Annotated in this window: 28 protein-coding genes; 15 read left to right on the forward strand and 13 right to left on the reverse strand. The window is 40.6% G+C overall.

Going from position 1 to position 25,979, the window contains the following annotated elements:
- Window positions 1-106: 106 nt before the first annotated feature.
- The 8 genes from mltG (at window position 107) to D1164_RS03970 (ending at window position 6,788) form a co-directional block, all read left to right on the forward strand.
- Entirely contained in the window at window positions 107-1,189 is a 1,083-nt protein-coding gene (gene mltG, locus D1164_RS03935; protein ID WP_241558249.1) for an endolytic transglycosylase MltG, read from the forward strand.
- A gap of 379 nt (window positions 1,190-1,568) precedes the next feature.
- Window positions 1,569-3,203 carry a leucine-rich repeat domain-containing protein gene (locus D1164_RS03940; protein ID WP_147372017.1) on the forward strand — a complete coding sequence of 545 codons (1,635 nt, stop codon included), beginning with the start codon at window positions 1,569-1,571 and terminating at the stop codon, window positions 3,201-3,203.
- An 83-nt stretch (window positions 3,204-3,286) separates the two neighbouring features.
- Window positions 3,287-3,439, forward strand: coding sequence for a VOC family protein (locus D1164_RS03945; protein WP_194074848.1), 153 nt, complete (start codon window positions 3,287-3,289; stop codon window positions 3,437-3,439).
- Between the two features lie 75 nt (window positions 3,440-3,514).
- Window positions 3,515-4,384 (forward strand): SDR family oxidoreductase, encoded by an 870-nt coding sequence (locus tag D1164_RS03950; RefSeq protein ID WP_119348628.1) that lies wholly within the window; start codon window positions 3,515-3,517, stop codon window positions 4,382-4,384.
- Window positions 4,385-4,424: 40 nt separating this feature from the next.
- Entirely contained in the window at window positions 4,425-4,808 is a 384-nt protein-coding gene (locus D1164_RS03955; RefSeq protein ID WP_119348629.1) for a DUF6713 family protein, read from the forward strand.
- Between the two features lie 34 nt (window positions 4,809-4,842).
- Window positions 4,843-5,400 carry a hypothetical protein gene (locus D1164_RS03960; RefSeq protein WP_147372019.1) on the forward strand — a complete coding sequence of 186 codons (558 nt, stop codon included), beginning with the start codon at window positions 4,843-4,845 and terminating at the stop codon, window positions 5,398-5,400.
- Window positions 5,401-5,529: 129 nt separating this feature from the next.
- Complete coding sequence (locus D1164_RS03965) at window positions 5,530-5,889, forward strand: VOC family protein (RefSeq protein ID WP_119348720.1); 360 nt, start codon at window positions 5,530-5,532, stop codon at window positions 5,887-5,889.
- Window positions 5,890-5,972: 83 nt separating this feature from the next.
- Window positions 5,973-6,788 carry a helix-turn-helix domain-containing protein gene (locus tag D1164_RS03970; RefSeq protein ID WP_119348631.1) on the forward strand — a complete coding sequence of 272 codons (816 nt, stop codon included), beginning with the start codon at window positions 5,973-5,975 and terminating at the stop codon, window positions 6,786-6,788.
- Window positions 6,789-6,808: 20 nt separating this feature from the next.
- Here the strand turns inward: D1164_RS03970 and murB are convergent, their stop codons facing one another.
- Window positions 6,809-7,825, reverse strand: a complete 1,017-nt coding sequence (gene murB, locus D1164_RS03975) for a UDP-N-acetylmuramate dehydrogenase (protein ID WP_119348721.1) — start codon at window positions 7,823-7,825, stop codon at window positions 6,809-6,811.
- 85 nt (window positions 7,826-7,910) lie between these two features.
- Here murB and D1164_RS03980 point away from each other — a divergent pair, with 85 nt between their 5' ends.
- The gene (locus D1164_RS03980) at window positions 7,911-8,942 is read left to right on the forward strand and encodes an AI-2E family transporter (protein ID WP_172594327.1); all 1,032 of its coding nucleotides are present in this window, start codon (window positions 7,911-7,913) and stop codon (window positions 8,940-8,942) included.
- Window positions 8,943-8,957: 15 nt separating this feature from the next.
- Here D1164_RS03980 and D1164_RS03985 read toward each other — a convergent pair whose 3' ends face one another.
- Window positions 8,958-9,455 (reverse strand): response regulator, encoded by a 498-nt coding sequence (locus D1164_RS03985; protein WP_119348633.1) that lies wholly within the window; start codon window positions 9,453-9,455, stop codon window positions 8,958-8,960.
- 201 nt (window positions 9,456-9,656) lie between these two features.
- Between D1164_RS03985 and D1164_RS03990 the strand changes: the two genes are divergently transcribed.
- Complete coding sequence (locus D1164_RS03990; RefSeq protein WP_119348634.1) at window positions 9,657-10,631, forward strand: nucleoside hydrolase; 975 nt, start codon at window positions 9,657-9,659, stop codon at window positions 10,629-10,631.
- On the opposite strand, the gene D1164_RS03995 is transcribed toward D1164_RS03990, so the two are convergent.
- From D1164_RS03995 to D1164_RS04010, 4 genes are all read right to left on the reverse strand, one after another.
- A complete protein-coding gene (locus D1164_RS03995; RefSeq protein WP_119348635.1) occupies window positions 10,632-11,387 on the reverse strand; it encodes a hypothetical protein in 756 nt (251 codons plus the stop codon).
- 11 nt (window positions 11,388-11,398) lie between these two features.
- The gene (locus D1164_RS04000) at window positions 11,399-12,079 is read right to left on the reverse strand and encodes a L,D-transpeptidase (protein WP_206610912.1); all 681 of its coding nucleotides are present in this window, start codon (window positions 12,077-12,079) and stop codon (window positions 11,399-11,401) included.
- Window positions 12,080-12,081: 2 nt separating this feature from the next.
- Window positions 12,082-13,194: a L,D-transpeptidase family protein gene (locus tag D1164_RS04005; protein WP_119348636.1), complete on the reverse strand. Its 1,113-nt coding sequence runs from the start codon at window positions 13,192-13,194 to the stop codon at window positions 12,082-12,084.
- 199 nt (window positions 13,195-13,393) lie between these two features.
- Window positions 13,394-13,987 (reverse strand): hypothetical protein, encoded by a 594-nt coding sequence (locus D1164_RS04010; RefSeq protein ID WP_147372021.1) that lies wholly within the window; start codon window positions 13,985-13,987, stop codon window positions 13,394-13,396.
- 143 nt (window positions 13,988-14,130) lie between these two features.
- Here D1164_RS04010 and D1164_RS04015 point away from each other — a divergent pair, with 143 nt between their 5' ends.
- The 5 genes from D1164_RS04015 (at window position 14,131) to D1164_RS04040 (ending at window position 20,387) form a co-directional block, all read left to right on the forward strand.
- Window positions 14,131-14,700 carry an RNA polymerase sigma factor gene (locus D1164_RS04015; RefSeq protein WP_172594328.1) on the forward strand — a complete coding sequence of 190 codons (570 nt, stop codon included), beginning with the start codon at window positions 14,131-14,133 and terminating at the stop codon, window positions 14,698-14,700.
- A 65-nt stretch (window positions 14,701-14,765) separates the two neighbouring features.
- A complete protein-coding gene (locus D1164_RS04020; protein WP_119348639.1) occupies window positions 14,766-15,164 on the forward strand; it encodes a hypothetical protein in 399 nt (132 codons plus the stop codon).
- Between the two features lie 528 nt (window positions 15,165-15,692).
- Entirely contained in the window at window positions 15,693-16,358 is a 666-nt protein-coding gene (locus D1164_RS04030) for an oxidoreductase (RefSeq protein WP_119348641.1), read from the forward strand.
- 51 nt (window positions 16,359-16,409) lie between these two features.
- Window positions 16,410-16,850, forward strand: a complete 441-nt coding sequence (locus tag D1164_RS04035; protein WP_119348642.1) for a hypothetical protein — start codon at window positions 16,410-16,412, stop codon at window positions 16,848-16,850.
- A gap of 57 nt (window positions 16,851-16,907) precedes the next feature.
- On the forward strand, window positions 16,908-20,387 hold the full coding sequence (locus tag D1164_RS04040; protein WP_119348643.1) for a hypothetical protein: 3,480 nt from the start codon (window positions 16,908-16,910) through the stop codon (window positions 20,385-20,387).
- Between the two features lie 101 nt (window positions 20,388-20,488).
- Here the strand turns inward: D1164_RS04040 and D1164_RS04045 are convergent, their stop codons facing one another.
- The 7 genes from D1164_RS04045 to D1164_RS04075 form a co-directional block, all read right to left on the reverse strand.
- The gene (locus tag D1164_RS04045) at window positions 20,489-21,169 is read right to left on the reverse strand and encodes a hypothetical protein (RefSeq protein WP_119348644.1); all 681 of its coding nucleotides are present in this window, start codon (window positions 21,167-21,169) and stop codon (window positions 20,489-20,491) included.
- Between the two features lie 180 nt (window positions 21,170-21,349).
- On the reverse strand, window positions 21,350-21,967 hold the full coding sequence (hisIE, locus tag D1164_RS04050; RefSeq protein ID WP_241558250.1) for a bifunctional phosphoribosyl-AMP cyclohydrolase/phosphoribosyl-ATP diphosphatase HisIE: 618 nt from the start codon (window positions 21,965-21,967) through the stop codon (window positions 21,350-21,352).
- A gap of 35 nt (window positions 21,968-22,002) precedes the next feature.
- The gene (gene hisF / locus D1164_RS04055; protein ID WP_119348646.1) at window positions 22,003-22,758 is read right to left on the reverse strand and encodes an imidazole glycerol phosphate synthase subunit HisF; all 756 of its coding nucleotides are present in this window, start codon (window positions 22,756-22,758) and stop codon (window positions 22,003-22,005) included.
- A 32-nt stretch (window positions 22,759-22,790) separates the two neighbouring features.
- Entirely contained in the window at window positions 22,791-23,480 is a 690-nt protein-coding gene (locus tag D1164_RS04060) for a DUF3307 domain-containing protein (protein ID WP_119348647.1), read from the reverse strand.
- Window positions 23,464-24,099 (reverse strand): nucleotidyl cyclase domain-containing protein, encoded by a 636-nt coding sequence (locus tag D1164_RS04065; RefSeq protein ID WP_119348648.1) that lies wholly within the window; start codon window positions 24,097-24,099, stop codon window positions 23,464-23,466. Before D1164_RS04065 ends, D1164_RS04060 begins: the two co-directional genes overlap by 17 nt.
- 73 nt (window positions 24,100-24,172) lie before the next feature.
- Entirely contained in the window at window positions 24,173-24,907 is a 735-nt protein-coding gene (hisA, locus tag D1164_RS04070; protein WP_119348649.1) for a 1-(5-phosphoribosyl)-5-[(5-phosphoribosylamino)methylideneamino]imidazole-4-carboxamide isomerase, read from the reverse strand.
- A 105-nt stretch (window positions 24,908-25,012) separates the two neighbouring features.
- Complete coding sequence (locus tag D1164_RS04075; protein ID WP_119348650.1) at window positions 25,013-25,963, reverse strand: N-acetylornithine carbamoyltransferase; 951 nt, start codon at window positions 25,961-25,963, stop codon at window positions 25,013-25,015.
- Window positions 25,964-25,979: the final 16 nt, after the last annotated feature.

Genomic DNA, 25,979 nt, shown 5'->3' on the forward strand with positions numbered 1-25,979 from the left:
GTTCCAGTTTTTTTTGTATTCAGATTGCGAATTTAAGGAATTTGCCGGGAACGTGAGGACAAAGAACGAGCAGAAATAGCAAAAGGTAAAATTGTTTTATCTTTGAGTGCAAATTTATTTATTGGAAATGACCATCGACAAAAAGAGCAAACTTATGTTATTCCCGCGCATGGGAAAATTTATCATCATTTTTTTTGCCCTCGCATTTATTGTTGCAGGGTTGCGGGGATATCAGCTCTACATGTATGTTTTCCATGAGAATGTAAAAACCGAAAAAGCTTTTTTTATTTCGGAAGGCGCCACATTTAGTGAGGTAACAGACACATTGGAAGCGAATGACATTTTACTCAACTACAAAGCTTTCCGATGGGTGGCAAAAAAGAAAAAATACCGGGAGGCGGTAAAACCGGGACGGTACCTGTTCCGGAAAGGAATGAACACCAACCAGATTGTGAACAAGCTGAGGGCCGGAGAACAGGAACCACTGGATGTCACTTTCAACAATGCCCGTTTCAAACAGGATTTGGCCGGAAAGGTCAGCCGCTACATTCTGGCTGATTCACTTTCCATCCTGAAACTATTCGATGATCATGAAAAAATAGCAGCTTACGGATTTACGCCCGAAACATTTAAGGCGATGTTTATTCCCAATACCTACGAGTTTTACTGGACTACCGATGCCGCGGAGTTTGCCGACCGGATGAAAAAAGAGTACGATCGTTTCTGGAACGAAACCCGCCGAAAAAAAGCTGACGCAGCAGGTCTCACCCCGGTGGAAGTTACCACCCTGGCCTCCATTGTGCAGGAAGAGACGGCCAAAACCGATGAGCTAAAACGCGTGGCAGGCCTTTATGTGAACCGGTTAAAACGGGGCATTCCCTTACAGGCCGACCCTACCGTAAAATTTGCTGTGGGTGATTTTTCTCTGAGAAGAGTGCTGAATACCCATCTTGAAATGGACTCTCCCTACAACACCTACAAAAATGCCGGGTTGCCCCCTGGCCCCATTAACTTCCCTGAAGTGTCTGCTATTGAAGCGGTACTGGACTATGAAAAGCACAACTATCTGTACATGGTGGCCCGCGAGGATTTCTCGGGATACCACCACTTTTCCAGAACACTGGCTGAACACAACCGGCACGCCGCAAGGTACCGCGCCGCACTGAATGATCGAAAAATCTGGAAATAACAGAAGTGAATGGGAAACCATTTTTGATAATAAACCTGCCTGTCATTCAGGCTTATCCGACAAAACAATAGCCTTACGATTTTTACTGACACTGCCCTTTGAATAACACTCCGCTTTACACTTCCTGATTTACTTCACAGCGCAATATTCCCTGCTTAACGTCAAAAGTTGCCAGAGGTAGCATACTATTTACTCCTGAACAAATTTGTAAATTCACTTGCAATATCCCCTGCCATTCATTAGCTTTAAACTCTAAATAAACAACAACTTAAGCCAAATGACATATAACCCGAAATCGCAGAGAAAAATGAAACTCCCCTCCTATCAGTTTTCTTACAGACGCTTCAACCCGGAAAAAATTATACTAAAATATTTGTTTTTGACTCTTAGCATTTTCATCTCATGTAATAAAGATGATTCCTCACTAGAGTCTGAGGAAATACCCGAAATAACCGGGCCATTTGTTACGCTAACAAAATATATTATCATTCAAAATGATGGTGATTTTGATAAATATTTTGGACAGGATTCTCTCAAGGGAAAATATATAGATCTTATTGGATCTATATACATAACAAGAGATTCAGTAACCAATCTAGATAAACTAAAAAACCTTCACAGTATTTCAGGTGAATTTACCATTAATTCAAAAGCAATAAAAAGTCTTAAGGGACTAGAAAGCCTCACGTACATAGGCGACCACTTTAGGATTCTTAGAACTGAATGTATTGACTTAACAGGACTTTTACGTCTAAAAGAAATAGGAGGTACATTCGAAATTTCATCCAACTACTCCAATACAACTACTGATGGTCTTAAGTCATTGCGAGGATTAGAGAGCATCAAAAAAATTGGAAGAAGCCTTAATATCAAAGGAAATAAAAATCTGGAAACCCTTGAAGGGGTGGAATCGTTGGAAGAAATTGGAGGAAATCTGTCATTACAAAATAATCCTTTGCTGAATAAAATAGATAATCTGCTTAGTTTAAAATCAATCTCCGGGGTTCAATTATTGGATATGCCCTCCTTCGAATCTTTTTATTTTTCACCCGAACTAAGTTCGATCCATTATTTAAGTATCCAGAATTGCAACTCATTAATCAATCTTAAGGGAATTGAGTCAATCCAGGAGATTGAAGACATATCTTTATTCAGCAATAAAAATCTTAAACAGATAACAGACCTAAAAAATACAAAATGGGTCTCAGTACATATTGCGGATAATGATCAATTGGTTTCTTTGGATGGCCTGGATAATCCTACGACGACACAAAATATTTATATAGTAGAAAACGATACTCTTCAAAATTTAAAAGGTCTGTCAAATCTCCTGGGAATATCCGGAACTTTATACCTTGAAAACAATGGAATTAAGTCAATAGAAGAACTTAATAAGCTAAAAAACATAGGCAATCTTTCAATAAAAGAACAAAATCTTACCAATGTTATATTCCCGGAACTTGAATCTATAGATAGAATAAATATCGCATACAACTATGATACAATTTCATTTCCCGCTCTTACAGAGAATAAACTCATTGAACTAAAGCTTTTTGGGTGCAAGCTATCTACTCTACATTTGCCGGGTATTACAGAAATCTTAGATTTGACCATCCAGAATTGTTCATTTATAAGTAAAGGTAACTTCCCCGTTCTAAACCATGTCTATAATTTTAAAATCGCCACCTGCCGTTTTTTTATAGATATTATGTTTCCCGAATTAAAATCGATTAACAATATGGAAGTTAAAGATTGTTTCAATCAGGACTTTAGATGGATACCTAAACTTGAAATGACAGAACGAATTAGGATAGAAAATAATTCGTTTCTGAAAAGTTTAAGTGGATTGGAAAACCTAAATACGGTTTCTATGTCCATGGACATATTGGACAACACTTCCCTTAAAGACTTTTGTCCTCTAAAGAGCCTGATAGAAAGTAATCCATCGATAAATATCAACATAAGTCGCAACAGTGAGAATCCTTCTTTAGATGATATCTTAAATTGTGAATAATAAGAATAAAAGCACAAAGCGCGAACAATACCCGGTGATAGATGTCCTAAATTTCCAATTTTAGTCAGTCAGTTGAAATCCCGGTGACCGATTTAGAGAGAGCAATTGACTGGATTACAGAAAATGGAGGGATCATTGTTCAGCCCAAAACGAAAATTGAGGTGGAAGGCAGGGGTTATTTCACGCTGTTCATTGATTGTGAAGGGAATAAAGAAGGGCTTTATGGCAATGAATAATGCAAATTAAGATTATGGCCTGGTTACTCTCAGGCCATAATCTTGATTCAATTCACTAAATTTGCACTAAAAACAATGATCGCAAAGAGGGTTTTAGTTGCCGGAGCAACAGGATATTTAGGACAATACTTGGTTAAGGAACTGAAGAAACGCGGCTATTGGGTAAGGGTGTTGATTCGTAAAGAAAGTCAAAAAGAAAAGTTTGATAATGTTGATGACTTTTATATTGGTCAGGTCACAGAACCCAGCTCTTCAAAAGACGTAGCAAAAAATATTGATTGGATCTTTTCTACCATCGGAATTACGCGTCAAAAAGATGGGATGACTTATATGAATGTTGACTATCAGGGGAATCTAAATCTTTTAAAAGAAGCATTAAAAAATAAAGCCGCTGCATTTCAATATATTTCTGCCATTAATGGGGACAGGCTACGGCATTTAAAAATATTTGAGGCAAAAGAAAAATTTGTGGATGAATTAAAAAACGCAGCCATTAGCCACTCGGTAATACGTCCCAACGGATTTTTCTCTGACATGAAGGATTTTTTAGATATGGCCCGGGGAGGCAGAGTATATCTCTTTGGAGAGGGGAACTTACAATTAAACCCTATTCATGGTGAAGATTTGGCAAAAGTATGTGTAGACAAAATGGAGACAGGTGAAACTGAAACAACAGTAGGTGGCCCTGACATTTTGAGCCATAATGAAATAGCAGCTTTAGCCTTAAAAGCCTGGGGAAAACCCATTAAAATAAGTCACCTTCCTGATTGGACAAGAAGATTAACGATACAGTTAACAAGAACTTTTACATCATCAAAAACGTACGGCCCAATTGAGTTCTTTTTAACGGCAATGGCCTGTGACAATATAGCAAATCAATATGGCAATAAACGACTTGAAGATTTTTTTAGTTCCGAAGTGAAAAGAATAAAAGCAAATAACTAACCGAACAAAAATTCAACTATCAGCATAAAAACACAAATATATGTTACCGGAATTTAATGTGCTGTTTTGGGTATATCTTATCAACTCCGTATTTATCATTAACCATGAGATTGACTCTGCATTCTGGCAAGAATGGAAATTATTTAAACTTGACAGCTTAGGAATAAAAGGATTTTTAATCATTCATTTCCCATTACTTTTTGCAGTACTCTTAGGCCTTCTTTTGATTGACCGGGGACTCGTTGCAGGATATATAATTTCTTTAATTGTCGCCACAAGTGGAATTTTTGCCTTTCTCTTTCATTTTTATCATTTAAGAAAAGGGCGACATGAATTTAACAACTGGCTTTCTAAATTGATTTTAATTTTAATTTTCCCGTTATCCTTACTACAAGTGGTTCTTACCGTTATAAAAATCATGTAATATTGACCTCCTAATTTAAAGCAAAAGAAAAATAATGAAGAGTCAATTATTACTATTGAGTTTAATTATCTCACTGGCAGGCCTGGCACAAGAAAAAAGCAATGATTTGAACAATGTACTTAGAATAAACGTGCTAAGTCCGGGGATAGAATTTGAAATGCCACTCTCTGAAAAATCAACGCTGGCGGCCAATACAGGAATAGGGATACAGGGAAGTTATCTGCATTTGGACTATACCAATTCGGGAATTACCTACTATATCGCCCCATTTTTAGATGTAACCTACAAAAAGCTTTACAACAGAGAATCAAGATTATCAAAGAATAAAAATCTGGACTACAATTCCGGAAATTATTGGGGAATCAGGTTGCTGACCAATTTTAAAGAAGTAGAATCTCATAATGTTTTAAGAAAGGACAAAACAAGCTTTGCATTGGGACCAACCTGGGGAATTCAACGAGCCTATGGAAAAATGCATTTAATGTTTGACATCGGATCTGTGTATTACTTTGACACAAAAGGGAATAATGGATTTTTTCCTGTTATGCTACAGTTAAACCTGGGGTTCAATATAAAAAAGTGGGATAGATAATTCATCCAGGATGAAAGCGCAAAGTGCCAACAATACCCGGTGAGAGATGTCGCAAATTTCCAATTTTAGCCAGTCGGTTGAAACTACTTTTGCATTGTGTTTTGATTTTAAACTAAAAAAGAAATGAAAATGACAAAGCTAATTTCGTGGGTAGAAATCCCGGCAACCGATTTCGAAAGAGCCGTAAAATTTTATGGTTCTGTACTAAAAATTGACTTACAGGTGTTTGATTGTGGTCAGGAAAAAATGGCCTGTTTTCCAAACGGTGAAGGCGCCATTTCCTGCGCACCTGGTTTTAACCCCGGCAAGGACGGAACACTGGTCAGTTTCAATGTAGAAAAGGATTTAGACGGAGCAATTGACAGGGTTACAGAAAATGGAGGAACCCTTGTTCAGTCCAAAACAAAGATTGAGGTGGAAGGCAGGGGTTACTTCGCGCTGTTCATTGATTGTGAAGGCAATAAAGTAGGACTTTACGGCGATGAATAATGTAAATTAAAGTTATGGCCTGGTTACTCTCAGGCCATATTCTTGATTCAATTCACTAAATTTGTATTACTGACTCAGTAAAAATGGAGTATCGTATTGCAAAACCATCGTTGCCGTTATCAAAGTTCGTAAAACATTACTGGACGATTGAAAGCTGCATACCCATTCATCAAAGACATACTCAAAGAATTGTCCCCACCGGTTTATTGGAACTTATCTTCTATTTGGGAGACAGGCCCGTGTCAAATGACACGACAAAATCGATCAACGAAAATACTGTAATATCCGGGCATCTAGGTGCATTTTATGACATTCACATTTCCGGAAAACTTTCATTGTTTTCTGTTTTGTTTGAACCTCACGGCCTGAGTATGTTTCTGGATATCCCCCTGAATGAATTGTACAATCAAAATGTTCCCTTAAAGTACCTGTTCAAACATGACATTGTTGAAATTGAAACAAAATTATCTGAGGCAAAATCATTTACAGAGAGAATAAAAGTTATTGAAAACTATCTTTTAAAGCTACTGAGCAAAAGCACGAACAAATATAGTTACAACAGGATTGAACAAAGTATTCACATCATCAACCAAACGCGCGGAGTTGTTACGATTGATTTTCTCGCTTCCAAAGCATGTTTTAGCCGGAAACAATTTGAAAGAGTTTTTTCCCACTATGTTGGAACCACTCCCAAACAATTTTTAAAAACAATTCGATTTCAAAATTCACTGGATGTAAAGTCGAAGAATAAGTCGCCCAACTTAACAGACCTTACTTACAGCTGCGGGTATTACGATCAATCGCACATGATAAATGATTTCCAAAAGCTGGCCGGCATGACTCCCAAACAATATTTTGACGAATGTGAACCTTTCTCAGACTATTTCCAGACCCCCTGACAATAAAACACACAAAAAAATCAGATACAATTCACCTCCCGTTCAAGCTGAACACCAAATTTTTCCCAAACAGCCTGCCTTATTTTTTCTGAAAAATTAAAAACCTCTTTTCCTGTGGCATTGCCGTAGTTTACCAGCACCAACGCCTGTTTTTCATGCACCCCCACATTGCCTTCTCGGCGGCCTTTCCAACCTGCTTTTTCGATAAGCCATCCCGCCGCCAGTTTCGCTTCCTTTTCATTGACCGGGTAAACCGGCACCTCCGGAAAACGCTCGCGAATCTTTTCGGCAAACTCAACTGTTACTACCGGATTTTTAAAAAAGCTGCCGGCATTGCCAAGCTCATTTACATCGGGTAATTTGGAGGCGCGGATTTCAATCACCGCCTTCCGTATGTTTTGCAGGCTGACTTCTCCCAGCGTGTTTACCTTTTCTTCCACCTGTCCGTAAGCGAGGTTAAATTCCGGAAATTTATCCAGTTTAAAAATGACTGATGTGATAACTACCCGGTTTTTCAGTTCCTTTTTGAACAGGCTGTCACGGTAAGCAAATTCACAAGCAGAAGCCGGAAATTCTACTGGCATTTTCTGCTGAAGATCAAATCCTTTGACCCGTTCTATCACATGACTTACTTCCTGTCCGTAAGCACCAATGTTTTGCACCGGTGCAGCGCCTACTGAACCGGGAATCTGAGAAAGGTTTTCCACTCCACCGGCCCCGAAATCCACACAATATTTTACAAAATCGTCCCACACTTCGCCGGCACCCGCTTCAAACCATACATACTGCCTGTCCTCTTTTACTTTAAAAATCCCCGGAATATTCGGATGGATGACCAACCCTTCAAAATCATCCCGGAATAGCACGTTGCTGCCCCCTCCCAATACAAACAACGGAAGGTTGTTCCAGGATTCATTCGAACTTACAAACGTTTGCAAGTCCTCGGTTTCGGTAAATTCAAAAAAGTAACGGGCGCGGGCTTTTAAACCAAAAGTATTATGCGGTGTTAAAGCGTAGTTCTCGGAAAAACGAATCATGTAAAAAATTTTCGGCAAAGATAGAAGAATAAAATGTTGTTATAAAATGCCGGATTTTCTACTTTTAACTTTTCAAAAAAATAAAATGGACACAGCAAAAAAGATTTATGTTTTCCTGATTCTGATAACCATCGTAGTAGTTCTCATTTATGCACAAAGTATTATCATCCCATTCATCCTGGCCATTCTCTTTTTATTTTTGATACGCGTCATCAGAAGAATACTGGCAAAAATTAAATTCGTAAGCCGGTGGCCCCAATGGATTCTTACGCTTTTCTCTTCTGTTATACTACTCAGTTTTCTGGTATTTACAGTAGAAATGATTACGCGCAATATTCAGCACCTCACTGCCACACTGCCTGTTTACGAAGCCAATATCCATAAAATAACGCAACTGATAAATGCGCAATTTGAAGTAGATTTATCTGATATTCTGAATGATTTTGCCAAAGATTTGAATTTTGGTGGTATTCTTTCGAAAATCTTTTCGACACTCACCAATCTTTTTGGCGATGCTTTTATGGTACTTTTGTACCTAATCTTTCTGCTGCTTGAGGAGCCTACATTTCCGGGAAAAATGAAAGCCATGTATCCTGACAAAAAACGTTTTGAGCAGGTAAACGGTCTGGTCAAAAAAATTGATCATTCGGTAAGCAGCTACATCGCCGTAAAAACAATGGCGAGTTTACTCACCGGTCTTTTAAGCTACTTTGTTTTACTTTTTGCAGGCATTGATGCCCCCATTTTTTGGGCTTTCCTCATTTTTATTTTGAATTTTATCCCCACCATTGGGTCGCTGGTCGCCACACTTTTCCCTACTGTTTTTGCCCTGCTCCAGTTTGGAGAATTTACCCCGGCCATTCTTGTGCTGGCCGTTGTGGGAGCAATACAACTTGTTGTTGGCAACCTACTGGAACCCCGTGTAATGGGCAGCTCCCTTAATATTACTCCGTTAGCGGTTTTCCTGACACTGGCACTTTGGGGCCTTATGTGGGGAATTACGGGCATGTTACTTAGTATCCCCATTACGGTTATTCTCATTATCATTATGTCAGAATTCCCGGAAACACGGCCGTTTGCCATTTTACTCAGCCGCACCGGAAAAATAAAAGACTAACCGGAAACTTCCATTTCAGGAAGCCCCAAAAACAACAAAATAGAGAACTGCAAAAAGAACAATAAGAAAGACGATGGTCAAAAAGAGGATAATAGATAACTGTATTTGTTTGTTCTTCCTTTCAAGATTTTTTGTCCTGCTGATTTTCCGAATCCGATCCATTACCTTATCGAGGGTAATCTTGTCTTTGATAATATAATCGTAGGCTCCAAACTTAATGGTATTAACAGCTACTTCCATACTTTCGTTATTGGTCAAAAATATGAATTCAGACTTCGGGCTTATTTTTCTAACCTTAAGAAAAACATCCATCCCGGTCATTTTCTCCAAAAAATAATCCTGGATTATTATATCCGGCTTTTCGCCGTTTTCAATCGTTTTCACACATTCTTCTCCAGAAAAAAACGATTTAACATGTGTGTAATTTTGATTTTTCAGGAATTCGGTTACAAGCTTGTTGTAAACTTCGTTGTCCTCCACAACATAAATAAGGTTGCTTTTTTTCTCGGCCATCTTTTCAGTTTTAGGTTTATTTAGATTCCCTAAAAATAAAACATTTTTGAAGAATACAAACTTTTGTTAGAATTAACTGATTCAAACATTGATTAGCAGCAAATTATCTGACAGGGGAAACAGGGAACAGAATTAATTCCTATTTTTATCTTTTCTGAAAAGAAGGTATATCTGAACAGCTACTCAATAAAATAATTTTTTATGCTAAAAACAATTTTAACCGGCATGGTAATTTCAATTTCATCACTCCTTGCATCTTCCCAAACCTTCCCGAAGTTAGAAGAAGCTTTCAGGTTGAAACAACTGGAACCGCCTTCCGGGAAAGTACGTGTGGTACTGGATACCGATACTTATAATGAAGTGGACGACCAGTTTGCGCTGGCTTATGCCTATTTGTCGAAAGAAAAAATACAACTGGAAGCGGTGTACGCTGCCCCGTTTCACAATGCCCGTTCAGAAGGTCCTGCCGACGGCATGGAAAAAAGCTATCAGGAAATTCTGCGGCTTTTGAAGATGCTGGGAAAATCTCCTGAAAAATTTGCCTTTCGCGGTTCCGACCGCTATTTGGAAGATGTAACCCGTCCTGTTCGTAGCGAAGCAGCACTCGACCTGGTGCAAAAAGCGATGGCAAGCAGTCCGGAGAACCCGCTTTATGTGGTGCCGGTTGGCTGTATTACCAATATTGCTTCGGCTATTTTGATAGAACCTGAAATTATTAAAAACATAGTAGTTGTTTGGTTAGGCGGCAACGGGTTAAACTGGCCCCACCAGCGGGAATTTAATCTGAAACAGGATGTACTGGCAGCCCGTGTGGTTTTCGATTCAGGGGTACCTCTTGTCGTCATGCCCTGTCGCCCTGTGGTATCACACTTTCATACAACTATTCCCGAGTTAAAATATTATTTGGAAGGGAAAAACGAGTTGTCGGATTACCTGTACAACATTGTGTGTGAATACAGCGGAGGAAAAGAGGCCTACTCCAAAGTAATCTGGGATGTAACAACAGTGGCCTGGCTTGTAAATCCGACGTGGATTCAAACCGATCTGGTTCACAGTCCGGTACTCACCGACCAGATGACCTTCAGTGTCGATCATTCCCGCCACTTTATACGAATGGCTACAGACCTCCGTCGCGACGCTATTTTCAGGGACTTATTCAGCAAATTGGCCAGATAGTTAGTTGCGGAACAAAATCTTCCCCTCTAACGGAACGGCGCGGTAAATAGCCCTGGCATCGTTGTCATTCAGCCACAAATAGAGAACGGGAGAATAGGTCTCCGGGAAAATTTCATTAAAAAAATTGCGGGTAAAGTACTTTATTAAATCGTATGTAGGGTGCATTATAAATGTTGAATCCTGATTCAATTTTACACCGGTTATCACTACACACACATTATTGCCGGTTACAAATGACCAATTCACCGGAGCGTTTTGCAAATTAGCGGTTTCTGCCCCGGAGCCAATTGTTTCTTTTTGAAAAGCCTGAATCTTTTTAACAGGCTTTTTGCTAAGATTGGCCTTTTCATTTCCTATGCATGTAATTTGTGCAAAACGCCTGTATGCCTCCTGACTCAGGTCATCTAAAAAAACTCCAGGATACTTTCGAAGGATTTTTGTATGAAAAAGTTCCATGCCCTTCAATTGTAACTGCACGGTACTGTCAGACAAGTCGATTACCATACTTATCGAATCTGATTGGGCTAAAACCCGGAGTTGCTCAAGCAAAAAGATATCTTTCTGTAACTTACGAACCTCGCTGTTGTTCCAACCGGCAGTGTGTACATCACTCCTGAGGGGAACGGATACAGACTTCCCAAAGCCTGTATATGAAGAACTTACTGCAAAAACCAGCCGAACTACAAAAAAAACGAGCAGCAATGTAAACACAGCAATAATTGAAAATAATCCTTTTCTTTTTTTCAAAAAATTCATTTTATCCCGGTTTAATAAATATACACTTTAGACCCGACTTGAAGTGTTTTGTAAATATGCTCCAGATCCTGGTCATTTAGCCGGATACAACCATGTGTAACAGGCTGTCCGATTAGCCTCTGATAAAGAGTACCGTGAATCAGGTATCCTTTTCCAAGGTCGAGGGCATAATCGCCAAGAACTCCACGTTCATAGCGGGAAGGGTGGCCAGGAGGGGGTGGCGGCAATCCTTCTTCGATAAATGCCCAATCGGGTTTGCGCCAAACCGGGTCGGTCATTTTATTTTTTATGGTGAACACTCCTTTGGGCGTCTCAAACAACCAACTTTGTAAACTGTCGGCCTCCAGATGAATGAAACTCCCGGTGGAACACAAACCACTTCTTACCACTTGCCGGTTTTGGTACAAGCGGAATGTATTGTTTGTGGTATTAACAATCAGAAATGCATCTCCTGCGAAGGTCAGCCGGTGTAACTTCCTTTTTAGCATCTCTGCTTTCTGCTTCATCTGACTCAACTCCCTTTCAGAAACCCGGACTGTATCAGGCAGTATATTCCCGGATGATTTGCCCCGGTAAACGGAATACTGGACAAACGGCACTAAAAACAGGTTAGCTGCAACAAAAAGCCCTAACACAAAAACCCAAAAAAACATCCGGGCAAAAGAGTGCAGGTATTTTCTGATATTCCACATTTTTAGTTCAGGTATTCTTCCATTGACTTCCTTGATCCGACGATAATTACCGGGGTATTGACGGTCCCCAGCCTGTAAACTATATCCATTTCTCCATTTTCGAGTGCAATGCACCCATCGGTCCAATGAACTCCTTTTCCGCCTTCGCCATGAATTTCTACTAACCCGCCGATACCCGCATTTTTTGATATTCTACCCAAACGCACCAGTTCATCATACTGCTTTTGATCCTCCTTGTTGGGATAATTCAATAAAAGAGCTTTATAATATTTCGTTTTGGAGTTGCTCTTTTTGGTCTGAACTTTATATATTCCTTCCGGCGTTGCCTTGTCCCCCTTGATGGCCTTATCTCCCATCCAATTTTCGCCAAACTCAACGGCAAACGTTTTAAACTCTTTCCCCGATTTTAACACAATAAGTGAGGATTCCATTTTGTCAATCAAAAAAACGATTTGCCCTTTTTGGGATAGGTTGTACGCCAATCGGGTATTTTCCTGCCAGCCCGGATAATTATTATAAAACTCCGTTAACTTAAAAAACGCCAGCTTCTCTGCTTGCGAGAGTTTTTGTTCTGCCCTGAAAATCGACCTTAGCGACTGCACATACTCATCTCTTTTAAATTCGATTTGCGCTTCCGTAAAGTACGTTTTCCCTTTACTAAACAAGTGCAGGATGGAACTTCCAAGCGCCAGGTTTTTATAGTATTTTTCAAAATATTCAATTTGCTTTTTCAAAAGAGCCAGTTTATGCTCTGCGTCTTGTTTCAGTTTCATTCTTGACTCATCAGCTTCTTCCACTGAAGACATTACCTGGTTATACGATTTAACCGCCAGTTCAGAAGTAAAAGAAAAATCCCTCCTCATAAAAAATTGACGATTTTGGTATTCCCACTCAGCAATTGCATCATTGTAAAGTTTTTCAGCTTTCTTAAATGACTCTACTGCATACTTCCCGGTTTTTTTCCCTTTCGCTGAAGCGAGTGCTTCCCGGGCTCTGTTTATTTCTTCCACGGGCGGTTTATTGGCGGTATAAATAATTATCGCGTATCCCGAAAAAGCAAATAAAACAGCAAGAAAAAAATAAATGAGTAGCCGGGTTAATTTCTTCGCTTTCATCTGTTTCCATATTTTTTGAATTCCGAATGCCTTCTCAGTCAGCTGACCGAGAAGACATCCGGAGACTCGTATAAACTTTAATCATTCTTGTTTGTGAATTTAGAATGATAAAAATTCATGTTCGTTCTATATACCTGCATATAAAATTACCGGGGGAAAATCCCCGGTAATTATGAAATCTTATTTTTTGATGACCTTGCTAACTCTTTTTCATGTATTTTTCCAATACTGTTTTCAATTCAGTATTAATTCCCAAAGCTTTTTCCTGCGCAGCTTTAATTTTAGTTTGCGCATTTAACAAATCCCCATTTTCAATTAAAGCGGGAACCTCGGAAACGGAGATGCTGATTCCGTCTATATCGGCCTTAATGGCATCAAGCGCCTCTTTGCCCTCCTTCCCTTTTGGAGCTATCCCCAAAAGCTGGTGGTTCTCTTCCTGCAAGGCAGTAATGGCCGATTGAGCCGAAACCAACTCGCTTTTTATTTCTTCCTTTCTGGTTTCTGTCTTCGCAACCAGTTCTGTGGCCTGCTCAGTAATTTCTTTCAGCTTTGCCGTAACATCATTATAATTTGCAAACATTTTTGATTTCCGCGCTTCCATAACCACTATGGTGGCATTTAATGAATCCTGTAACGCAAAAAAATCTGTTTCAAGGTACATATCTGCCTGGGCTGTTTTTGCCAATTCTATCCCAGCTTTGGCGCCATCCAACTCAGCCTGGGGAAGTTTACCGCAACACACAAAAATAAAGGCAGCAGCAAATAAGGTTAAAACGAAAAAAATTCTTTTCATGATTTCAAACATTTAAATGATTATTTTTTTGAATGTTATTTCATATTTCATTCATCTATTTTGACGGGCGCATAACATGAAGTAACAGAAAAAAAAATTGTAATTTTCCTGAAAAAATGATCATTCAAAATCCAACTAGTGTCATGAACGATCTCACAACAGACCAATTCACAGATGATCAAATAATTGAAAAATTAAGAAGCGAAAAGAACAATGAACTTTTCAGCGTTTTATATCGCCGTTATTTTCCCAGGGTAAAGGATAAATGTTACAGTTTTTTAAAAAACAAATCTCAATCGGAAGAATTTGCCAACGATATTTTAAGTAAAGCATTTGAGAAACTGGAAAGCTTCCAGGGAAAATCACAGTTTTCTTCGTGGTTGTATTCCATTTCTTATAACGCAATTATAGATTACCTTCGGAAAAAGAAACAATTGCACTACCCCAACTGGAACCAAAATAACGAACTCCCCGAAATAATCGATGAGTCAGACACTGAAATAAACGAACTGAGTTATGAAAACCTCTTGGAGGTTTTCGAAAAAATACACCCTGAAGAAAAAGCCCTGTTACTCATGAAATACCAGGATTCCTTATCTCTAAAAGAGATAGCAACCAGCCTTACTATAAGTGAAGATGCTGTTAAAATGCGTTTGAAACGGGCAAGAGCCCGGGTCGTTTACATGTATTTTAAACTGTTTAGCAATGACTAAAAAAAAATGTAATATTCATATAACAAACCATAAAAAAGTCTGCAACAATATCCATCCGAAAAATTATGAAAAGACCACTTATAAAAATATTTAAAAGTCCGCCGAAGTCGGTTCCTGAAGCTATTCAAAAAGTACTGCTTAGTCATTTTCCCGGTGCCATTAACATTGATTGGGAACAGAAAAAAGTAAGTTACGAGGCTATTTTCTATATGAATGATATAGAACACATTGCCCGTTTTTCCCACGAAGGTATTTTAAAAGAATACAAAAAAAATCTTTGGCCCAGCGAACTGCCAAAAGAAATTGCGGATGAATGTAATAAACTAGGTGAAATTATGAATGCCATTGTCATTCTCAGAAAAGAGAACCGTTTTTTTGAGGTGATCATAAGAGATCCTGCGCTCAAACGTAACCTGCTCCTTTTTAACGAAAATGGCGACTTACTGGACTCACATAAACTCTGAAATACCCCACATGTTAAAATATCTTTGAATAATTTCATCTCAAAACGTGTTACTTTTTCGCCTGGCTCCGTCAGAATAATAAATTGAAAAGTTATGAATCAAAAAAATGAGGAACCGGGCAAAGGCAATAGTGTGGCATTTATTATTGGCATCGGATTGCTTATGATACTGCTCCTAATATGGGCAGTCGTTTGAAAAAAACTTGGACTAAAAGGAGGATAAATGATTTTCACAATGGAAAGGCAGGGAATAAACTCCTGCCTTTTTTATTTTTATGTTAGAAACTGTTATCAAATACCAAAATATACACCACATTTGATTACCTTCACATAAGAGATGGACTTAAGGAGTCCCAACAGATGTGAGAAACTTTTGGAAATGGTTCCGGTTGAACCGGGCAATGGGAAGTAAAAAACAGAAATAAAATGGTGATGAATAAATTTTTCATAATGAATCATGATCCTAAATTTTATGGAAGTTCTCCCCATGGCCATCAGGATACCTCAAAAATGAATAATTAGGATGCGCATGAAACAAACGGCAAATGTCATTGGAGCAACCGGGCTGGTGGGGAAACAACTGGTACATTTACTTTTGCAGAATGATCAGTTTGAAAAAGTACGCATTTTTGTCCGGCGCAATACGGAAATGCAACATCCGAAACTGACTCAGGAAGTTGTTGATTTTAGCAACGAAAAAACCTGGGGCGAAAAACTGACGGGAGACATCCTCTTTTCGGCATTGGGAACGACCTTAAAACAAGCCGGAAGTAAAGAAAAGGAATATGAAGTGGATTTTACATACAACCTGAATTTTGCCCGGAAAGCCAAAGAAAACGGAATAGAAAATTACGTACTGGTTTCTTCGGTTGGTGCCAATCCCAGGTCGCGAATTTTTTACACCCGCATGAAAGGTGAACTGGATAAAGCTGTGGCTAACCTTAACTTCAAGAAACTGGCCATACTAAGGCCTTCTTCCCTGACTGGAGAGCGTAGAGAAAAACGTTGGATGGAAAATATTTCCATTCCCGTTGCACGCCTGGTAACCCGATTCGTTTTTAAGAAATACCGCCCCATTGAAGATAGAACAGTTGCACAAGCGATGATTAATGCGGCCATAAATTCCCATACTGAAAAAACAATCTGGGAGGCCGATGAAATTTTTAAACTAGCCAATACAATTCCTTTCAACTAAAGTCTGAAAAAAGTGTTTCTTTCTAATATATAATGTATAAATTTAAAAATCATGTACACAGGATTACTTCACACCCACAATCTCTTTCGCTGGTTAGTTTTAATTGTATTGTTGCTGGCAATTGTTTCTGCATTTACAGGCTGGTTCAGTAAAAGAGAGTGGTCGAAACGGGACAATATGTTGGGATTGGTACTTACTATTTTCGTTGACATTCAATTCTTGGTTGGACTAATACTCTACGCGTTTGTAAGTCCGCTCACCAAAGCAGCTTTTGCCGATTTCGGTGCAGCTATGAAAAATGCCGATTTACGTTTCTACGCAGTAGAACATATCCTGATGATGCTCGTTGCCCTGGTTTTTGTCCATATCGGAAAAAGCAAATCCAAAAAAGCTGCCATACCAGTAAAAAAACACTGCTCTGCCGCAATCTGGTACAGCCTTGCCCTCATTCTGGTACTGGCCGGAATTCCATGGGACAGAGCATTCTTTTAACCCAAGACACACAACCAATCTTATTCAAAATACTGACGGTTAAAATATTTTCGACAGATGAAAAACGATGAAAAGGATATCCAGAAATCCAGAAAAAAAGACAGAAGGGAAATGATTCAATACATCAACCTGCAACTGGCTTCGTTAGGACAGCCATTGTTTACAGGTGAGGCGGAAGAAGGGGCTAAATACGCAGGAGCCCGTTTTATTTCACTTACCGAAGGGTTGATTAGCAGCTTTCGTGAAAAATCGAGACTGCTTGCCGGACATCTCTCCCCTCCTGATTTTCGTATTCAGGAATTTATAGATGATTATTTAAAAGACACTGGTTTCGATAAACCCTGCCGGTTGCCAAATGACACGCTTGTATTAAACCAGCCTGGGATGGCCCGCGAAGTGAGTCTCCCTCCCAACGGAAACTCATTTAAAAACGATCTGTTGAGTTCTTACCGGCTCAAACAGGGAATTCTGAACAACCCGGCAGCCGACAAGCGTACAACCAAAGGGACATTTCATATTGTGGAAGGCGGACTTCCGGTAGCCCTCGATAAAAAGGAAGTACCTAAAATTGCGTTTGCGCACATGTTACACGCGGCGCTTCATCCGTCGGACGAGATAAATATTCTTCCCTTTACATCGAACCAGAAGGATAAAGCCAAACTAATGGTTTCGCTTTTACTACGACCAGTGGTTTGCCCGGAGGTGAAAGGAGTAATCAGTGAAAAAAGTATGGAAATCCGCTTTTTCGCCCCCGGAAGCCTGGTGAGTAATCTCGATTTTGTGGAAACCATTTTTGGAAATGCAGGAGACCACAACCTCGCAGAAAACGATGCGGCGCTGGACATTGAACACTGGACCGGCCACACCGGGTGCATTATTTTGGCGCCACACCTTACCAAACTAAAAAAGAAAGACATCGGTCTGCCCCATTTCAATGATGCCACCGAACGCCAGCGGCTCAACGGCATGTGCTGGAAGGATGAAAACGAACTTTATAATGATGGCGGCGCCTTTAAAGTCACTTGTCGCGACGACCGGGGCGTGGTGGTAACACTTATTGCCGACAACTATTACGGATACTCGAAAAAAGAGATAAAAACGCAGATAAGCTACTCTGCCAACCTTTACGGACTGGTTGAAGAAGAACATGCAGGTGGTGCCATTGCTTTCCCTCGGGGAAATATGGGAGACAATATTTTTGGAGAGCCGTTCTCCGGAAAGTTTAACAACAAATATACTTTTGAGGAAGTAAAAAACCTGCTGGCCGGAAAAATCGACGTAATGCCGGAAAACTATGCGATCGATAAAAAATATCCGGACATCATTTATATTCATGAACATGCTGACATTGATCTGGAAAAAGGTGCAGTTATCTGGAAGCATAATGGCAAAGAACAAAAACTGAAACTGTCGCCCCAAAAAATTTACATCCATCCTTCGGGACACAAGTTTCAACTTGTAAAACACCCGGAACAGCAGTTGTGGCGAATTGTAGACACAGCACCGGAAGGTATTTTCTGCCACAAACCCAGCACGGTTTCCGGAGGGGGAAAATCCGAAATATCCAAATCGATGCAGAATGCCATTAAATACGGTTCATTTTACATCCAGGATCTGGAAAAAGACTCAGAAATGGTGGATATGCTCATTCAATACGACTATTCCAACCGCTGGAAATCCATTTACCCGGATGCGCGCCCATCCAGACCCTTCCTGAGTCCGCACCGGACACTGGGCTCCGCAGTGAAACTGCTTACTCCATCCGATCAGTACAGCGATAAATACAACCGTTTTCTGGAAAGTATTCCCATCCATGTAAAAAACCTGGCGCTGTATATCAAAAGAATGTACCGCACCCATCAGGATAAAGGGACCTGGAAGGAATACCTGAATGTGGAAATAGTGAATGGCAGAGACGGAAATGCCTTGCGCTACAAACACAATAAAATTGTAGCAAGCTACGCACGAATAGGTTTTAGCCCTGAAGGAAAATGGTATTTACATAAATTGCGCTCCGACTTTATTCCCAGCGAAAAAATCCAGATGGAAGATGACATTACGGCTTCCATTACTGTGCCGGCCAACCGGTTAAACCATTTAAATCCTGAATACAGGAATAAAAGCGTGAAGCTGGTTTCCAACTGCGAAAGCTTCCTCTTTCAACGGCCGGATGAAGCGATAATAAGAGGTTACGACAAGGAAGCCGAAGCAGATATTGTACGCAACAATACCTTCCTTACCAACTATGAACCGCTGACGCGCGAGGACGCCACCGAAATTTATGAGGATGCCATCCGCTTCGATGAGTATACTGCCCCTGTGCAGGATCTGATTAAAAAGGTAGCTGAAGGACATAAAGATTGTTATTTTGTTTCGCCTGCCCACACACGTGTCGTGAATGGCGTTCCGACCAACAACCCGCGTTACCTGCAGGTCAACCGGTTTAAACATGAAAACCAGGAAACTTACCTTGCCGAAACAGGAATCAGGTTATTCAGAAAAGTTCCGGCAGAGAACCCTGTTCATTTGCCGGTGAACGCTGTGCTTCCCGGGCGGCGCAACAACCCTGCAGAAAGGGAAAAAGGCATCCGTCCGCTCAGTGTCTATAACCCGATTCATTACCAGGAAATCCCGGAACTGTTCATGGATTTCATCTGTAGCCTCACCGGAAAGTCACCTTCCACCACAGGAGCAGGCTCCGAAGGGGCGCTCACCAAAGGGCCGTTCAATATGCTCGTGCCAACTACCGATCTGAACAATGCCTTGCTCTCCTACATTCTTTCCGAGTACCAGGGATTCAGTTCGGCTGCCGGATACATCGGGCAATACAAACGGTTTGATCATGATATCAGTATCCTCGTCCCGGAAATATGGGCCCGCCTTGAACCCGATGACAGAGATGCTCAAAAGCTTATCAGTCATAACTGCCTCGAAAAACTGGAAGATTTTGAATACAACGGAGAAAAAATCCTGGCCAGTCGCCTCGGTTATCGTATCAATGAGAACTTTGCCTTCCGCTGTATGAACAGGCTTTTCGATGAGCCATTAGCTGTATTTAACGACAAAATGCTCCGGCCTGAACTTCAGGATATGGAAGAATATGTTGACGGAATTAAAAACATTGTAGAAGCTCAACAAAAAGTAGCGCTTCAGTACTTTGAAGAAGGCAGTGTGGAAGCAGCTATTCCTCCCCTGAAAATCCTTCTGCACATTATGGCCTATGGGCACTACGAAGGAAAAGAGCTGAGCAGCCCGGAACTCCGAAAGGAATTCGACAGGGATTTTGTACTACAAACAGACTGGTACAAAGAACGGCTAAGGCTGAAACAACAAAAGGATACAGCCTTCCTGAATAAACAAATCCGGTACCTGAAAGATTTTATGTCGGATCCGAACAACCAGGAGCTGGTTGAAAAAATGGAAATTTCGGGTCGGTTGCAAAGCGCTTTCAACAACCTGCAACATGTTGAATCTGACAAGTATCTGGATGAACTGGTGGGTACTATTGGTGCCGATCCACTATTCAGAGGGAAATAATTGATTAATCCCTGGCAGGTTTCAAAGCCTGTCAGGGATTAAAAAAAAAACAGCCTGCCGAAACTTCAGCAGACTGCTTTTACAGCTAATTATCAGACAGTTTAAAGATTTACCATAACTTTATAGAAATTAAATTCGTCCCGTTTGATGGGATCAAACTGGTAATAGGCAGCTGCAAGGCGACATATATCCTGGACGATTTCATAAATTTCGATTACATCTTTTTGAGCAAAGGTATTCAACTCGTTTTCGCTTTCCAGCGCTTCGAAACAACACTTGAAGTCTTCAATCTGCCGGGCTGTTTCCAGAATCTTATGAAATAAAGAATCCGGAACACCTTTGTCAGAAATCTTTTTCCGGGTATCCTCATCAAGGTTCTCGGCAAAAGTAACCAGAAACTTGTATAAACTCAGATGATCCCCATTCTTGGCGTCGCTGAAATAATCGTTGTATCCCAGTTTCTTAAAAACTTCTTTAACAAAAGGTTTATCTTTTTTAAAATCCACTTTTAATGCTGCCCGAAGAACTTTAAGGCTTTGAAGCCCTGCCACCAACACCTCATGCCACTCCCGGTATTTCTCATCTTTAATGCTGTCAAAGCTTTCAGCATAATACTTTTCAATGGTATCATTTATCCAAACATTAAGGGAAATGGCATATTCAGGATCCCATTCATTCCGGATGCTGGACAATTCGTAAATGTTTTCCTTAAATGATTTGGCAATTTTCTGACAGGCCAGAATGGTGGCTGTGCTGGTCGGACAAGCAGTTGCGGTTTCCATGATATAGTTTTTTTGAGTTAGCAGTAATACAAAACTACCAACTTATACGCAAAACTCCCTGAAAATGATAAAAAATATAAAATGTTTTACAGTTATGTTTTGAAACTATGTTACATAACAATTTTTTAAAAGAGGGGTTAAAGCAAAAATCCACCGAAGGTACAGCCACAGGCCTGCAAACTATTTGTGCCGCTTTTTCAATTCTTTAACCACATCTTCCAAACGGTAGCCTTTGTGCGTAAGTAAAACAATAAGATGGTAAATCAGATCACCTGCTTCATAAATAAAATTCTCATCATCGTTGGCCATAGCACCAATAATGGTTTCAACGGCTTCCTCTCCCACCTTCTGTGAAATTTTGGATGTTCCCTTTTGAAAAAGAGATGTAGTATAAGACCCTTCAGGCATCTCCTGTTTCCGCTTATCAATAAAACTCTGCAGATATTCCAGAAACTGAATATCGGCCTCTTTATTCGTTTCTGAAAAGCAGGTATCGGCGCCGGTATGGCAAACCGGTCCAACCGGATTAGCTTTAACAAGCAAAGTATCTTTATCGCAATCAACCAGTATGGAAACCACATTCAGAAAGTTACCGGATTCCTCACCTTTTGTCCATAACCGGTTTTTGGTACGGCTGAAAAAGGTTACCTTTCCTGTTTCGGTGGTTTTTTGCAGGGCTTCCTTATTCATAAACCCCACCATTAACACCTTCTGTGTTGAATTATCCTGAATAACTGCCGGAACCAAGCCGTTTAGTTTATTGAAATCTATTTGTTCTATACCTGAAAACTCCATCATAATAATAATTTGCCGCGAATTTAACGATTTACAAATTAACGCACCACAATCCCCTGTTCTCTTAAATACTTTTTAAGTTCAGGAATTGGAATCTCGTTGTAATGGAAAATACTAGCTGCCAGTCCGGCATCTGCTTTTCCTTTCGTGAATACATCTACAAAATGTTCTTTTGCTCCTGCCCCGCCCGATGCAATGATCGGAATTTTTAATGAATCGGCCAGCCGGGCCAGTTGCTGGTTAGCAAAACCGTTTTTAGTTCCGTCATGGTTCATGGACGTAAACAGGATTTCTCCGGCGCCACGATCTTCTGCTTCTTTTGCCCATGAAAAAAGTTCCTTATCTGTAGGAATGCGCCCTCCGTTTACGGTAACCGTCCAGTGCTCCTTTTCATCACCTCGTGCATCTATGGCCACCACCACAAATTGACTTCCAAAACTTTTTGCCATGTCATCTATCAGTTGCGGGTTGCGTACAGCCGAAGAGTTGATGGAAATTTTGTCCGCACCGGCACTCAGCAATTTTTCTGCATCTGCCAATTCGCTGATACCACCGCCTACAGTGAAAGGGATATTCAGATGACGGGCAATACGTTTTACCAGTTCCACAAAAGTTTTGCGCCCTTCGTGTGTAGCCGTGATGTCAAGAAAAACCAACTCGTCGGCTCCGTCTGCCGCATACTTGGCTCCCAGTTCAACCGGGTCACCCACCTCTTTGATGTCTACGAAGTTGATTCCCTTCACGGTTTGACCATCCCGAATATCCAGACATGGTATAATTCTTTTTGCAAGCATTCTCTGTTTAAAATTAAAAGTTCAAAATATTTTTATGATGACAACCAATTGATTACCAACCCAACTACAATAGCCAATGTAAAGGAAAGCAGTGTCCCCAAAAGAAAGAATTCTGCTTTCTTGTTCCCGTCCTCACGGGTATCGTTAAATCGAAAAATGGATTTTGCGGCAATCAGAAAACCGAGTGCTGCTACCTGGTCTGACGTGATAAACACCAGGATGAGTACACGCTCCAAAATACCTATCCAGGCTGAAACATCAAGCTTAAATGCCTTACTTTTATCGGGTATCACAACATTTAAAAACATCCCTGTAAAAATACCCAAAGGACTGGTGACCAAAACAAATCCGACAGCATAAATCCAAAACCCGGTCAGACCTTCTGAAATTTCTGCAGATGTTGCAAAAACTGCTAAAACCAACAACACTCCTATATGTAAAAGCTGGTCAACCAGAAAAGCAAGGATCGTGTCCGGTAATTTCGATTTAAAGAAGTCCGTAAAAAAATGCAGAACAAAAATTACCGGAAAGAACCACCACAAACCTAACTGAAAAGTAAACAGTACAGGCAGCAATGATGCGATCCCGGAATGTAAAACCAGTTTCGCCGACTTCCATCCGTTTTCTCTTTTGTGGTGCACCCAGGAGCCCGGTTGCAGCCAGAAATCGGCAACCAGATGCCCCGTTAGCATCGGAAGGAAAACACTATTCAGTAATTCCATAATTTTTCTCAACTATTTGTCTGTACCTGCCCAGAAACTTTTCAATTGCCTTCCAGTTGGCTGCTTTTAAAGTTTTACTAACTGCCGGCTGAGAGACATTTAGCATTTCGCCAATCTGCTCCTGAGGGGTATCGTCCAATTTATGAAAAATAACATTCGCCTGAACGGAAGTCAGGTTTTTTATCAGTACGTCGGCCATGTAACAATAGGTTTCCAGCTCATTATCCAGTTCACTGTTTCCGGTAACAATAATAATGTGCAGGCCCTTTTTTTTCAGTTTATCCAAATTTTTTCCCGACCGTTCAAAAGCAGAGCCATTCGACAAAAGTACATCTTCATTCCAGGCTGAAACTTCGCCAATGCCAATCGATATTCTCACATCATTCCCTTCATTTAGACGCCGCACAGCCATCCTGAACTTCAGGGCCAGCAATAATGCCGCGAAAGGTTCTACCGCCAGCTGGAAACTGTCGCCCCGGTAAAATCGCGTCTTCAGAAGAATACCTTCATGTACAAAACGTTCAATTTTTGCCTGAATTATCTTTCTCTGATCTTCTTTTAAAATGGAAGAGTTGACGATATCTCCTGTTATAACCGCTATTTGTTTTTGTTGTTTCACAGTACAAATATAACTAATATAGGTTATAAATAAAAAAATAACCGGGAAAGGTTATAATTTCAACACATACACTTTAGAGGTTATAGTTTTCCACCTCTTTTAAGCTAATTTTCCCTTCATAAATAGCTTTTCCGGTAATAACACCCGGGACACCCATTTCGGCCAGATTGAAAATATCATCCATGGAAGCAATGCCTCCACTGGCAATAATTTCAACGTCAGAGAATGTTTTCATAATCTCTGAATACAACTCAAATGCAGGTCCGGTTAACATTCCATCCCTACTAATATCAGTAGAAATCACTTTGGAAATTCCCTTCTCATGAAATCCGGAGATAAAATCGATTACGGGTAATTCCGTTTCTTCCTGCCAACCGCTCACAGCAATCATTCCATCTTTGGCATCGGCGCCAAGAATGATTTTTTCACTCCCAAATTTCCCGAGCCAACTCAAAAAAGTTTCAGGCTCTTTTACGGCGATACTGCCGCCGGTCACCATGGCTGCGCCTGAATCAAACGCAATTTCCAAATCCTTATCCGATTTCAGACCTCCCCCAAAATCGATAATCAAATTGGTTTGGGAGGCAATCTGTTCCAGCACCTTGTAATTTACGATATGTTTTGCTTTAGCCCCATCCAAATCCACAAGATGCAACCTTCTGATTCCGGCATCCTCAAACATTTGGGCCACTTCCAGCGGATTTTCATTGTACACCGTTTTGCGTTCGTAATCGCCTTGTGCAAGCCGCACGCATTTGCCACCAATGATATCGATAGCCGGAATGATTTCAATTTTCTTGCTACTCATTCTTATTACATGAAGAAGGTGATTTAAGTTGAACGGGGTATGAATTAAAATTTCCCCATTCTCAATACGGTTCGCACCGAAACGATCGCTTCGCGGGAAACCGTATCACCTGTTATTTTCCAAAATCATTTTTAACACGGCCTGAGCAGTAATCTCGCGGTTCGCAGCCTGTTCCACAACAATAGAGGAAGGACTGTCAAGCACGCCATCGGCCACAATAACATTGCGACGAACGGGGAGGCAGTGCATAAACCGGGCATCGTTGGTCAAAGCCATTTTTTCTTCGTTCACAGTCCACCCAAAATCTTTTGAAAGAATTTGCCCGTAACTACTATAAGAAGCCCAGTTTTTGGCGTAAATAAAATCAGCACCTTCAAAAGCCTTTTTCTGATCATATTCTACTTTCACATCCCCCATAAACTCAGGCGCTAATTCATACCCTTCGGGATGGGTAACAACCAACTCATAGTCTGTTTCGCGCATCCATTCCACAAACGAATTAGGCACTGCCTGCGGCAACGCCCGGGGATGTGGCGCCCATGTCAATACAACCTTGGGACGTTCTTTCTTTTTAAATTCTTCAATGGTAACCAGGTCGGCATAACTTTGCAACGGGTGGCGGGTAGCGCCTTCCATGCTCACAACCGGTACGCCGGCATAGTCAATAAACTGCGACAGAATCTTCTCGGAGTAATCATCATCCCTGTTTTGAAACTTCGCAAAGGAACGTACGCCAATTACATCGCAATACTTTCCAATTACCGGAATGGCTTCCAACAAGTGTTCCGGTTTGTCGCCGTCCATTACAACGCCCAGTTCCGATTCCAGCTGCCAGCCATCTTCGCTTACATTCATGACCATAGTATTCATACCAAGGTTCATGGCCGCCTTCTGGGTACTCAGGCGTGTACGCAAACTGGGATTAAAAAATATCAGGACCATCGTTTTATTTTTACCCAGATGCTGAAAGGCAAAGCGGTCCTTTTTAATCTCAAAGGCAGCATCAACTACCTTTTTTAAGTCAGGAATATCTTTTACTGATGTGAAATTTCTCATATTAAGTATACATTTT

Origin of the sequence: Mariniphaga sediminis, from assembly GCF_003573545.1 — a bacterium.
Taxonomy (GTDB): domain Bacteria; phylum Bacteroidota; class Bacteroidia; order Bacteroidales; family Prolixibacteraceae; genus Mariniphaga; species Mariniphaga sediminis.